This is a genomic window from Streptomyces sp. NPDC029296 (assembly GCF_055569255.1).
Window position 1 is genome coordinate 97,862 of the sequence record NZ_JBVHXT010000031.1, and the last position, 12,602, is coordinate 110,463.

At 74.3% G+C, this 12,602-nt stretch carries 8 protein-coding genes; 2 read left to right on the forward strand and 6 right to left on the reverse strand.

Features of this window, described 5'->3' with window-relative positions; all coding sequences use genetic code 11:
• Window positions 1–47: 47 nt before the first annotated feature.
• From ACZ4W9_RS26045 to ACZ4W9_RS26055, 3 genes are read right to left on the reverse strand one after another with little or no spacing between them, the layout of a single operon-like run.
• Window positions 48–1,967 (reverse strand): vWA domain-containing protein, encoded by a 1,920-nt coding sequence (locus ACZ4W9_RS26045; protein WP_467939833.1) that lies wholly within the window; start codon window positions 1,965–1,967, stop codon window positions 48–50.
• A gap of 29 nt (window positions 1,968–1,996) precedes the next feature.
• The gene (locus ACZ4W9_RS26050) at window positions 1,997–4,282 is read right to left on the reverse strand and encodes a serine/threonine-protein kinase (RefSeq protein ID WP_467939835.1); all 2,286 of its coding nucleotides are present in this window, start codon (window positions 4,280–4,282) and stop codon (window positions 1,997–1,999) included.
• The gene (locus tag ACZ4W9_RS26055; protein WP_467939837.1) at window positions 4,279–5,970 is read right to left on the reverse strand and encodes a trypsin-like peptidase domain-containing protein; all 1,692 of its coding nucleotides are present in this window, start codon (window positions 5,968–5,970) and stop codon (window positions 4,279–4,281) included. Before ACZ4W9_RS26055 ends, ACZ4W9_RS26050 begins: the two co-directional genes overlap by 4 nt.
• A gap of 166 nt (window positions 5,971–6,136) precedes the next feature.
• Between ACZ4W9_RS26055 and ACZ4W9_RS26060 the strand changes: the two genes are divergently transcribed.
• Together ACZ4W9_RS26060 and ACZ4W9_RS26065 are read left to right on the forward strand one after the other, a co-directional pair.
• Entirely contained in the window at window positions 6,137–6,901 is a 765-nt protein-coding gene (locus ACZ4W9_RS26060; RefSeq protein ID WP_467939879.1) for a polysaccharide deacetylase family protein, read from the forward strand.
• Between the two features lie 55 nt (window positions 6,902–6,956).
• Entirely contained in the window at window positions 6,957–7,397 is a 441-nt protein-coding gene (locus tag ACZ4W9_RS26065; RefSeq protein ID WP_467939839.1) for an SRPBCC family protein, read from the forward strand.
• 6 nt (window positions 7,398–7,403) lie between these two features.
• Here ACZ4W9_RS26065 and ACZ4W9_RS26070 read toward each other — a convergent pair whose 3' ends face one another.
• From ACZ4W9_RS26070 to ACZ4W9_RS26080, 3 genes are all read right to left on the reverse strand, one after another.
• A complete protein-coding gene (locus tag ACZ4W9_RS26070; RefSeq protein ID WP_467939841.1) occupies window positions 7,404–8,555 on the reverse strand; it encodes an XdhC family protein in 1,152 nt (383 codons plus the stop codon).
• Between the two features lie 47 nt (window positions 8,556–8,602).
• On the reverse strand, window positions 8,603–10,060 hold the full coding sequence (locus ACZ4W9_RS26075; RefSeq protein ID WP_467939843.1) for an NCS2 family permease: 1,458 nt from the start codon (window positions 10,058–10,060) through the stop codon (window positions 8,603–8,605).
• Between the two features lie 155 nt (window positions 10,061–10,215).
• Window positions 10,216–12,600, reverse strand: coding sequence for a xanthine dehydrogenase family protein molybdopterin-binding subunit (locus ACZ4W9_RS26080; protein WP_467939845.1), 2,385 nt, complete (start codon window positions 12,598–12,600; stop codon window positions 10,216–10,218).
• Between the last annotated feature and the right edge of the window lie 2 nt (window positions 12,601–12,602).

Below are 12,602 nucleotides of genomic sequence, written 5' to 3' on the forward strand. Positions count from 1 at the left end.
TATGCCCCGGCCGCCGCCCGCGCCGGGTGTCCCGGCGTTTCCCGGGTTCATGCCGTCACCCCTCTCAGCAGCCGTCCGCAGTCGCCCCCGCAGTAGACGGAGTCGGCCGGACCGAGCCAGCGGCACCTCGGGCACTCGACCAGCCCGTCGGGCCGGACGGGGAGGGCGGGGCCGGCGGCACCCGGCGGATGCGCGACATCGGCCCCGCCGGCTCCCGGCCCCGGTGCACCGGCCGTTCCGGTCCCGGCCCCACGCGCGCCGCCCGAAGTCGCGTGGTCCCGAGGCCCGTGATCGCCCCCCGGGCCACCCGGAGGCGCACCGGCCGGCCCCACGCCGCCCATGTTCGCGCCCCCCGGAGGCGCGTGGCCCGGGCCCGGGCCCCCCGGATGCGCACCGGCCGGACCCGGACCGACCCGATCCACTCCCACCCCGCCCACACCACCCGCACCCGCCCCGTCCCAGCCCGCCCCGCCCGCCTCTCCGTCGGCCACGGCCGCGCCGCCCTCGTCACGGCCCCCGGCACCACCGGTTCGCGTCGGCCCCCTCTCTCCCGCCGCACTCCCGCCCCCTCCGGCACCCTCACGCCCCGCCCCCATGGGCGAGGGCGTCGGCTGTTCCGGTGGGGTCGTCAGGGCGCTGGAGAGGATGAGGTGTTGCCAGTCGACGTCCTTGAGGCCGGGGCGGATGCGGCCGGTGCCCGGTGGGGACTCGATCAGGCGGAGCGCGCCGAGCAGCTGGGCGTCGCCCAGTTCCGCGGCCAGCGCGAGGGCGCGGGCGAGTTCGCGGTCCCCCGTGTCCCGGCCCTCCGCGCCGCGCAGCCAGGCCCGGTACGCCTGGGCGACGGCGGCGCTCGCCCGCTGGTACAGCTCGTGCCGGCGGACCCCGGGATGCTGCCGGGAGGCGTCGAGCGGGTCGTCGGTCCAGCGCACCAGGATGGGCCGGGGCGGCGGCAGCCGCAGCGGGCGCCGGACGCCGGGTACGACGATCTCCACCGCGGCGAGCTGGAGTTCCTCGCCGCTCTCCCGGCCGGCGGGGTCGGCGGTGAGGACGACCTGGAAGTGCCGTACCTCGTCGCCCCAGGCCCGGGTGACGTACTCCGCGGCGCGCCCGCCGGGGCCGGCCGGGACGGGCCGCAGCTCCTGTTCGTTCGGCACCACCTGCTTGACCTGCCGGATCACCGTGCCGGGGGTGGTGGGGGTGAGCCGGATGCGCAGTTCGGGCACCGCCGTGCCGAGCAGTCCGGCGACGAGTTCCTCGTACGCGGCGGTGAGTTCCGCCTCCCGGCGGACGGCCCGGGCGCGGCCGTGCAGCCGCCGGGTGATGTTCAGCAGCAGTTCGGCGTCCCAGTCGTCACCGATGCCCCAGGCATCGCAGACGAACTGGCCCGCGCAGGCGTCGAGCACGGTCTCCAGCGGGCGGCGGGAGCGGTGGTCGTGCTCGTTGCGGCCGTCGGTGAGCAGCAGGACGTGTTTGACGGGCGCGGGCTGGTCCTTGAGCAGCCGCCGGGCGAGGTCGAGCCAGGCGCCGATGGCGGTGCCGCCGTCCGCGTCCAGGATGCGCACCGCGCGTTCGGCGGCCTCGCGTTCGCCGGGCCGGGCGACGGCGAGCACGTGGCGGCCGGGGCCGGGGTGCACGACGGTGGCGTCGAACCGGCCGGCGAGGACGGCGAAGGCGGTGCCGAAGGGCAGCATCCGGACGGCGGCTACGGTGGCGTCCTTGGCCGCGTGGAGCTTGGCCGGCGGGTGGAGCATCGAGCGGGAGGTGTCGACGATCAGCACCTCGGCGAGGGCGGGGCCGGTGCCGGGCGCGGGCGTGGCGCGCGGCGCGCCGGCCGGGCCGCGGACCCCGATCTCCAGGATGGCGTGCATCTCGCGTTCGGGGTGGTGCCCGGCCGGGTCGGGCACGGCGGGCAGTTCCGTCCGCTGGCCGACCTCCAGCGTCACCTCGGTCTCCTCGGCCACGGTCATCGCTGTTTCTCCCGGAGCTGGTGGGCGGGTCAGAAGGTGGTCAGGGGCCGGACGGCGTGCGCGAGGTCGAGCAGTCGGCCGTGTTCCCCGGCGGTGCGGGCCTGCGCGGCGAGCTGCCGGAAGGACTGTTCCAGCCGGGTGCGCAGCCCGTCCTCGTCCCCGGCGCCGAAGAGGTCCCCGGTGGGGAAGTCCGGTCCCCAGCCCTGGGCGGGACGGCTGTGCAGGGCGTTCTCGCGGACCTCGGCGACCAGCCGGGCCCGGGACTCGCCGTCGGCGGCGCCGCCGTCCAGGCGCAGTTCGGGCAGCCTGCGGGCCGCGTCCCGCAGGCCGGCCGGGGTGGGCGGGGTGCCGTGCAGGATGCCGGCGCGCACACGGACGGCGGCGATGCGGGCGGCGTCGTGGTGCCGGGAGGTGGCGGGGACCTCGTCGAGGACGTGCACGGCGGCGTCCCGGTCGCCGGCCGCGAGGTGGCCGCGGGCCAGGCCGAACGCGGCGGCGGTGTGCGCGAAGTCCCGCTTCCAGACGGCCTCGTAGTACCGCATGGCGCGGGCCCGGCGGGCGCCGGCGGTGTGTTCGGCGCAGTGGCCGAGGGCGAGCTTGGGCACGTATTCGCCGGGCAGTGCCTGGTAGACGGCGTCGAAGCGGGCGCCGGCCGGCTCCACCTCGCCCTTGCTGAGGTGCAGTACGCCGTGGTGCCAGGCGATGCGCCAGTCGTGGGCGGCGGCGCGCTCGCCGAGCTGGGTCTCGGCCTCGGCGAGCCAGCTCTCCGCCGCCCGCTGCTCGCCCTTTCGCAGATAGGCGCGGCAGAGCCACAGGGCGGTCTCGGGGGTGCCGAGGCGGGATTCGCGGGGCCATTGCCGGGCGACCCGGTCGGGGGCGTCGGGCGGGAAGGAGTCGAGCAGCAGGGCGGCGCCGTCGTCGGGGTCGGGGACCGGTTCGGGCAGGGCGCCGGCCACCTCGGCGGGGTCGGGCGGGGAGACGTCCAGGGGGGCGGGCAGGTCGCCGGTGCGGCGGGTGAAGTGGCCGAGGGCGGGGATCGCGCCGAGCCCGGCGTCGAGGCCGGCGCCGGACGGGCGGAACCGGGTGGAGCTCTCCGGGAGCTGCTCGCCGAAGCGCAGCGCGCGGAACTCGCGCAGCACCTCCCAGAGCTGGCGGGACATCTCGGCGGCGGAGCGGAACCGGGCGCGGGGTTCGTCGTGGGTGGCGCGGGCGACGAGGCGGCGGAAGGAGTCGGGGCTGAGGCCGCGGGCGGGTTCGGTGCCGCGGGCCAGGGCCTGGAGGGTCATGCCGACGGTGTAGAGGTCGCTGTCGACGTGCCAGCCGCGGCGGTCGATCTCCTCCTTGGGCGGGGCGAAGCCGGGCGTGTAGACGTAGGCGGAGGCGCGGTCGCCGATGGCGCGGACGGCGCCGAGGTCGACGACCTTGACGGCCCGGCCGAAGTGGACGACGTTGGCGGGCTTCATGTCGCAGTAGAGCAGGCCGCGTTCGTGCATGTACTGGAGGGCGCCGAGGATCTTGCAGCCGTAGGTGAGGACGTGGTCGAGGCGGGGGCGGCCGTGGAAGATCCGTTCGATGTCGTCGGCGTCCATGAGCTGTTGCAGGGAGCGTCCGGCGATGTAGTCCATGACGAGGTAGCCGGTGGACGGGTGGCCGGCGCTCTCGTGCTCGAAGTAGTTGACGAAGCGGACGATGTCGGGGTGGTGCAGGGCGGTGAGGGAGCGGCGCTCCTCGACGGCGGTGTGCCGGGCGTGGACGTCGTGGACGTTGATCTGGCCCTTGAGGACGACCCGGTAGCCGTCGGCGCGCGTGTCCTCGGCGAGGTAGATCCAGCCGAGACCGCCGTGGGCGAGGCAGCCGAGCACCTTGTAGTGGTCGTCGACGATGTCGCCCGGGTGGAGCTGCGGCAGCAGCGAGTAGGCCGTGCCGCAGCGGGGGCAGTGGCCGGTGGGGCGGGCGGGCTGGTCGCCGTAGCCGACGCCGATGGTCATGGTGCAGCCGCCGGCGCCGCAGCGGCGGCCCCCGGAGGGCGGGCGGGGGTCCGTGACGAGGACGTCGCCGGGGGCGGGGACGTCGGGCAGGACGACCAGTCCGTGCTGGTCGAGTTCGCCGAGTCCGGCGACGGCGTGCACGGCCGCCGGCACGGGCGGTTCGCCGGCGGCGGTCGCGGCCGGGGCCGGTCCGGGCGGTCCGGGCGGTCCGGTGTCCGGACCGGGGTGCGGTTCGGTTCTGGGTTCGGCGTGCCGGTGGCCGCAGGTGTCGCAGTAGCCGGTGGCCATGATGCGGCCCGCGCAGCCGGGCCGGACGCACGAGGTCACGACGCGCCCTCCTCCTTGGGTGCGGTGGCCGAGCAGAAGCCGACGAACCGCTCGACGGCGGCCTCGGCCCGCTCGATGTCGCAGGGGGTCTGCCGCAGCAGCGACAGCGCCTCTTCGTAGAGCCGGTACGCCGCCATGACCCTCTCGCCGTGCGCGGCGGCCCGCTGCCGGCACAGCGGCCATTCGGCGCCGATCCGGCCGAGGAGTTCGGCGCGGCGGCGCAGCCGGGCGTCCAGCAGGCCGATGGCGTTCTCCAGGCGCCGACGGCGGCGGGCGACGGCGTCCTCGAAGGTGAACAGCAGGGTGGCGGCGGTGGGGTCGCGCTCCGGGTCGGGGGTGTGGGCGACCCAGGCGCGCAGCATCCGGGTGCGCCGTACGCCGGCGTCGGCGCGGTCGATCAGCGCGGGGGTGCCGGGGCCGGGCAGGACGCGGTCGCGGCGGGTGTCGAGCGCCGGGCCCAGTTCGTCGGTGATGCGGTCGAGTTCGGTGCGCAGCCGGGCCCAGCGGTCGCGCAGCGGGCGGTGGACGAGCAGTTCGGCGGCGCGGGCGGCGTGTTCGCCCGGGGCGCGGAAGGCCAGCAGCAGCCGGGCGCCCTGCCGGGCGAGCCGGTCCAGCAGGGCGAGCAGGGCGTCGGGTTCGGCCGCCTCGTCGACGCCGGCCAGCACGGCGGCGAGCGGCAGGCGCAGGGTGCCGAGCCGTTCGGGGCGGGGGTCGTCGCGGATGCCGAGGCGTTCGGCGATCCGGTCCATGACCTGGGCGGCCGTCAGCTCCGCGACGTCCAGGGCGAGGTCGTGGGCGCCGGCGGGCGGCACGGTCTCGGGCGGGTCGTGGCTGACGGCGCTGGTGTTGCGGTGGGTGCGCAGCTCGCGGTCGGCGAGGGTGACGGCCCGCTGGAGGGTGAAGGCGCGGTCGCCGCGGTCGGGGACGACGGTGACGAGCACCGGCCAGCCCTCGCCGCGGAACCAGGAGGCGAGGCGGGTGGCGAAGGGCACGTCGAGCCGGCCGGCGGCGGGGCCGGTGCCGGTGCGCAGCCGGGGGTCGACGGCCTCGGCCCCGTCGGTCCAGGCGGCGACCTGGGGCAGATGGCTGAGGATGGTCTCGGTGGGGCTCATGTAGCTGAAGGCGGAGCCCGGTCCCTCGTCGACGCTGAGGACGATGCCGATGACCTGGTCGGTGGCGTGGTCGACGACTCCGCCGCCGCTGAAGCCGGGGGCGGCCAGTTCCCCGGGGGTGAGCGGGCGCAGTTGCACCTGGCTGTCCCGGCCGCGGGCGGCGACCAGGGTGGCGCCGTGCCAGCGCCCGCCGTCGTCGCCGTCGGGGAAGCCGTACATGCTGACGGGTCCGTGCGGGGCGGCGAGCCGGTAGAGGCGGGTGGTGTGCTCGGCGGGCAGCGGCGGGGCCAGGCGCAGCAGGGCGAGGTCGCCGCTGCGGTCGCCGAAGGTGTCCTCGCGCTGGGGCACGTGCTCGTCGGGGTGGACGGTGGCGGTCACGGCGGCGAGGCCGGGTACGCCGATCAGGCGGACGGTGTAGGGGCGGCCGGGGCGGACGACGTGTCCGGCGGTGAGGACCAGCTCCGGGGCGAGCAGCACGCCCGCGCCGAGGACCCGCCCGTCCGGCGTCTCGATGCGCGCGATCCAGGCGGGTGTCCGTAACCGTGCCGTGCCGACTCGCTCCCCCGTGCGCGTCATGGTCCCGAGGTTACTCGGAGTACCCGGTCGGTACTACTGGTGTGCACGGGGTCGTTGCCCGCCGTGACCCGGGGGCTCGAACGGGTGCACTATACACGCAGTGTATAGTCCCGGCATGCCTCTCTTGACCGACACGAACGCCATGCCGCAGCACGCGCCCGGGAAGATGCACGGAACGGGCCGGAGGTTGCGCCGGTGGGCGTTCGCCGCCGCGGCCGGCCTGTCGCTGACGCTGGCCGGCTGCGCCCAGGTCGACACGACCGCCCCGAGCACCGTCCGCGACGAGGCGGCACCCGGCGCGCCGGCCGGGTTCGGGACCGTCGACTGCCGCAAGGCCAAGTGCATCGCGCTCACCTTCGACGCCGGGCCCAGCGAGAACTCCGCGCGGCTGCTCGACATCCTGAAGGAGAAGAAGGTCCCGGCCACCTTCTTCCTGCTCGGCAAGCGGCACATCGAGAAGTACCCCGAGCTGGTCAAGCGGATGGCGGCGGAGGGCCACGAGGTCGCCAGCCACACCTGGGACCACAAGATCCTCACCAAGATATCGGACAAGGAGATACGGGAAGAGCTGAACCGGCCCAACGAGGCGATCGAGCGGCTCACCGGGCGCAAGCCGACCCTGATGCGCCCGCCTCAGGGCCGCACCGACGCGAACGTGCACGAGATCAGCAAGGAGCTGGGCCTGGCGGAGGTGCTGTGGAGCGTGACCGCCAAGGACTACACCACCACCGACTCCGCGCTCATCACCCGGCGCGTCCTCGACCAGTCCTCCCGGGACGGGATCATCCTGCTGCACGACATCTACGACGGGACCGTGCCGGCCGTGCCCGGCATCATCGACGCGCTGAAGAAGCGCGGCTACGTCTTCGTGACGGTCCCCCAGCTGCTGGCACCCGGCAAGGCGGAGCCCGGCAAGGTGTACCGCCCGTAGCCGCCCGCGCTCCCGTGCCGGGGCACGACGCGAGGAGCGCGCCTACGATCGTGCCGTGCCCCTCTTCTCGCTCACGCGCACGGTGCCCCTCCCGCCGCAGGAGGCGTGGCGCCGGCTCACCCGGTGGCCGCGGCACGCCGACGCGGTCCCGCTGACCCGGATCAGGGTGCTCACGCCCCCGCCGGACCGCGAGGGCACGCGCTTCCTGGCCCGTTCCGGGATCGGCCCGCTCGCGCTGGACGATGTCATGGAGGTGACGGTCTGGCACCCGCCGGCCGGCGGCGAGGGCGGGAGGTGCCGGCTGGAGAAGCGGGGCCGGACGATCCTCGGCTGGGCGGAGATCGAGGTCCGTCCCGCTCCCGGGGGCGGCAGCCGGGTCGTGTGGCGGGAGGAGCTGCGGGTCCGCTTCCTGCCGCGCGCCTTCGACGGCGTACTGGAACGGGCGTCCCGCCGGATGTTCGGACGCGCCGCCGACCGGCTGCTCGGACGGGCCTGAGCCCCTTCAGGCAACCGACCCGATCCGGCCCGTCGGGCGGGTGCCGGAGTCGTGGTGGATCGGGGTGTGCGCGCCGGTCAGGGCCACGCCGCTGCCGCCGCGGCGGGCGGCGACGATCTCCGCCCCGATGGACAGCGCCGTCTCCTCGGGCGTCCGGGCGCCGAGGTCGAGGCCGATCGGGGAGCGCAGCCGGGCCAGTTCCAGCTCGGTGACGCCGACGGCGCGCAGCCGCTCGTTGCGGTCCAGGTGGGTGCGGCGCGAACCCATGGCGCCGACATAGGCGACCGGCAGCCCGAGCGCCAGCCGCAGCAGCGGTACGTCGAACTTGGCGTCGTGGGTGAGGACGCACAGGACGGTGCGGGCGTCGACCTCGGTGCGCTCCAGGTACCTGTGCGGCCACTCGACGACGATCTCGTCGGCCTCGGGGAAGCGGGCCCTGGTCGCGAACACCGGGCGGGCGTCGCACACGGTGACGTGGTAGCCGAGGAACTTGCCGACGCGGACCAGCGCGGACGCGAAGTCGATCGCGCCGAAGACGATCATCCGGGGCGGCGGCACCGAGGACTCGACCAGGACGGTGAGAGCGGCACCGCAGCGCGAGCCCTGTTCGCCGATCTCCACGGTGCCCGTGCGGCCCGCGTCCAGGAAGGCCCCGGCCTCGGCGGCGACCGTGCGGTCCAGTTCGGGGTGGCCGCCGAAGCCGCCGTCGAAGGAGCCGTCGGGGCGGACCATCAGGGCCCGGCCCCGCAGCCCGGCCGGTCCCTCGGCGATCCGCGCGACCGCCGCCGCCTCTCCTCGGGCGGCGGCGGCCAGCGCGGCGGCGAACACCGGCCGGGCGGGACCGTCCGCCCGGACCGGCGTGACGAGGATGTCGATCACGCCGCCGCAGGTCAGGCCGACGGCGAAGGCGTCCTCGTCGCTGTACCCGAAGCGCTCGAGAACGGTCTCGCCGTCCTCGAGTGCCTGCCGGCACAGCTCGTACACGGCGCCCTCGACGCACCCGCCGGAGACCGAGCCGACGGCCGTGCCGTCGGCGTCCACCGCGAGCGCGGCGCCGGGCTGGCGCGGGGCGCTGCCGCCGACGGCCACCACGGTGGCGACGGCGAAGCCGCGGCCCTGCTCGACCCACCGGTGCAGTTCTTCGGCGATGTCCAGCATCTGTCGGTCTCCTCACGGGCAGGGAGGGCGGGTGTCGGCCGGGCGGGCTAGTGGACGCCCAGCCAGCCCTCGATGGGATGAAGGGCGAAGTAGACGAGGAACACCACCGTCAAACCCCACATGAAGGCGCCGATCTCGCGGGCCTTGCCCTGGGCGGTCTTGATGGCGACGTAGGAGACGACGCCCGCGGCGACACCGGTGGTGATGGTGTACGTGAACGGCATCAGCACGACGGTCAGGAAGACCGGGACGGCGGTGGCGCGGTCGGCCCAGTCCACGTGCCGGGCGTTCATCATCATCATCGCGCCGATGACGACCAGGGCGGCCGAGGCGACCTCCTGCGGCACGATCGCGGTGACCGGCGTGAAGAACAGACAGGCCGCGAAGAACAGGCCGGTGACGACCGAGGCGAGCCCGGTGCGGGCGCCCTCGCCGACGCCGGTGGCCGACTCGACGAACACGGTCTGGCCGGAGCCGCCCGCCACGCCGCCGATCGCCCCGCCGGCGCCGTCGATGAACAGCGCCTTGGACAGGCCCGGCATCCGGCCCTTGTCGTCGGCGAGGTTCGCCTCGGTGCCGACGCCGATGATGGTGGCCATCGCGTCGAAGAACCCGGCCAGCACCAGCGTGAACACGATCAGGCCGACGGTCATCGCGCCGACCTCGCCCCAGCCGCCGAACTCGACGTCGCCGAAGAGCGAGAAGTCGGGCATGGAGACCGCGCTGCCGTGCAGCTCGGGGGTGCCGTTGGCCCACTGCCCGGCGCCGATGACACCGGTGGCGTTCAGGACCAGGGCGACGACGGTGCCGCCGACGATGCCGATGAGGATGGCCCCGGGGACGTTCCGGGCCTGGAGCATGAAGATCAGCAGCAGGGTGCCGGCGAAGAGCAGGACCGGCCAGCCGGTCAGCTCGCCGGCGGGACCGAGGGTGACCGGGCCGCCCTTGCCCTGGTGGACGAAGCCGGCCTTGTAGAAACCGATGAACGCGATGAACAGGCCGATGCCCATCGTGATGCCGTGCTTGAGCGCGAGCGGGATCGCGTTCATGATCATTTCACGCAGGCCGGTGACGACGAGCAGCATGATGACCACGCCGTACATCACGCACATGCCCATGGCCTGCGGCCAGGTCATCTCGGGCGCGACCTGGGTGGACAGGACACCGGAGACGGAGAGGCCGGCGGCGAGGGCGAGCGGCACCTTGCCGACGAAACCCATCAGCAGCGTGGTGAGGGCCGCCGCGAACGCGGTCGCGGTGATCAGCGCCTTCTGGCCGAGCGTGTCCCCCGCCGCGTCCTTGCCGGACAGGATGAGGGGGTTGAGCAGGAGGATGTACGCCATCGCCATGAAGGTGGTGATGCCGCCGCGCACTTCCCGTGCGACCGTGGATCCTCTTCTGGATATGTGGAAATACCGGTCGAGCCAGGACCGCCCGGCGGGGACGCGGCTGCCTTCGCCCGCGTCCTCGGCCGCGGTCCTGGGCTCCACTGACTGATGGGTCATGGGCCAACTCCCAAGGTTCAAAGGGGCACCCGCACAGCGTCTGGGGAGCGCGGGATTTGGGATGGGACGGCCCGGGGGACGGCCCGAGACGAACAGTGGGGTCCGGGGGGACGACGTCCCCCCGGAAGGGCACCGGTTTCAGTCCCCGAAGGGGGTCACGCGGTGCCCGTGAGGTGCTCGGGCCGTACCGGCGTACGGTTGAGTTCCAGGCCCGTCGCGTCCCGGATCGCCGCGAGGACGGCCGGGGTGGACGACAGGGTCGGGGCCTCGCCGATGCCGCGCAGCCCGTACGGGGCGTGCTCGTCGGCGAGTTCGAGCACGTCGACCGGGATGGTCGGCGTGTCGAGGATGGTGGGGATCAGGTAGTCCGTGAAGGAGGGGTTCCTGACCTTCGCCGTCTTGGGGTCGACGATGATCTCCTCCATCACCGCCACGCCCAGGCCCTGGGTCGTGCCGCCCTGGATCTGGCCGACGACGGAGAGCGGGTTGAGCGCCTTGCCGACGTCCTGGGCGCAGGCCAGCTCGACCACCTTCACCAGGCCCAGCTCGGTGTCGACCTCGACCACGGCGCGGTGCGCGGCGAAGGAGTACTGCACGTGTCCGTTGCCCTGGCCGGTGCGCAGGTCGAAGGGCTCGGTCGGCCGGTGCCGCCACTCCTCCTCGACCTCCACGGCCTCGCCCTCGAGGACGTCGGCCAGGTCGCCGAGGACCTCGCCGCCGTCGGTGACGACCTTGCCGCCCTCCAGCAGGAGTTCGGCCGTGGCCCAGGCCGGGTGGTAGGAGCCGAACTTGCGCCGGCCGATCTCCAGGACCTTCTCGCGGACCAGCTCGCAGGCGTTCTTCACGGCGCCGCCGGTGACGTACGTCTGCCGGGAGGCCGAGGTCGAACCGGCGCTGCCCACCTGGGTGTCGGCCGGGTGGATGGTCACCTGGCCGACGCCCAGCTCGGTGCGGGCGATCTGCGCGTGGACGGTGACACCGCCCTGGCCGACCTCCGCCATCGCGGTGTGCACGGTGGCGACGGGCTCGCCGCCCACGACCTCTATGCGCACCTTGGCGGTGGAATAGTCGTCGAAGCCCTCGGAGAAGCCGACGTTCTTGATTCCGACCGCGTAACCGACACCCCGTACGACGCCCTCGCCGTGCGTGGTGTTGGACAGGCCGCCGGGCAGCTGGCGGACGTCCGCGCCCTCGCTGGACTCCCACTGGCGCTCCGGGGGCAGCGGCATCGCCTTGACGCGGCGCAGGAGTTCGGCGACGGGAGCGGGCGAGTCGACGGGCTGGCCCGTCGGCATGACGGTGCCCTGCTCCATCGCGTTCAGCTGCCGCAGCTCCACCGGGTCCATGCCGAGCCGCGCGGCCAGCTTGTCCATCTGCGCCTCGTAGGCGAAGCACGCCTGGACCGCGCCGAAGCCGCGCATGGCGCCGCAGGGCGGGTTGTTGGTGTAGAGGGCGACGGCCTCGATGTCGACATCGTCCACCACGTACGGGCCGACCGACAGCGAGGCGGCGTTGCCGACGACCGCCGGGGAGGCGGAGGCGTAGGCGCCGCCGTCCAGCACGATCCGGCACTTGACGTGGGTGAGCCTGCCGTCCCTGGTGGCGCCGTGCTCGTAGTACAGCTTGGCCGGGTGGCGGTGGACGTGCCCGAAGAAGGACTCGAACCGGTTGTAGACGATCTTCACGGGCTTGCCGGTGCGCAGCGCCAGCAGGCAGGCGTGGATCTGCATCGACAGGTCCTCGCGGCCGCCGAACGCGCCGCCGACGCCGGCCAGCGTCATGCGCACCTTCTCCTCGGGCAGGCCGAGGACGGGCGCCATCTGGCGCAGGTCGGAGTGCAGCCACTGGGTGGCGATGTAGAGGTGGACGCCGCCGTCCTCCTCGGGCACGGCGAGTCCGGACTCGGGACCGAGGAAGGCCTGGTCCTGCATGCCGAAGGTGTACTCGCCCCGGACGACGACATCGGCGCGCCCGGCGGCCGCGGCGGCGTCGCCGCGGACGATCGGCTGGCGGTGCACGATGTTGGGGTGCGGGACGTGCCCGCTGTGGTGGTCGTCGCGGTGGTCGTGGACGAGGATCGCGTCCGGCGCGAGGGCCGACTTCTCGTCGGTGATCACCGGCAGTTCGCGGTACTCGACCTTGATCTTGGCGGCGGCGCGGCGGGCCGTCTCGGGATGGTCGGCGGCGACGATCGCGACCGGCTCGCCGTGGTGGCGTACCTTGCCGTGGGCGAGGACCGGGGTGTCCTGGATCTCCAGGCCGTAGTTGCGCACGTCGGTGGGCAGGTCGTCGTACGTCATGACGGCGTACACGCCCGGCAGGGCCAGCGCCTCGGAGGTGTCGATCGACACGATCTCGGCGTGCGCGACGGTGGAGCGCAGGATCTGGCCCCACAGCATGTCCTCGTGCCACATGTCGGACGAGTAGGCGAACTCGCCGGTGACCTTCAGGGTGCCGTCCGGGCGGAGGGTGGACTCGCCGATGCCGCCCTTGGTCCGCGATCCCTGGGTGATCTTGGTGGGTGCGCCGTTGGCAGGCATGC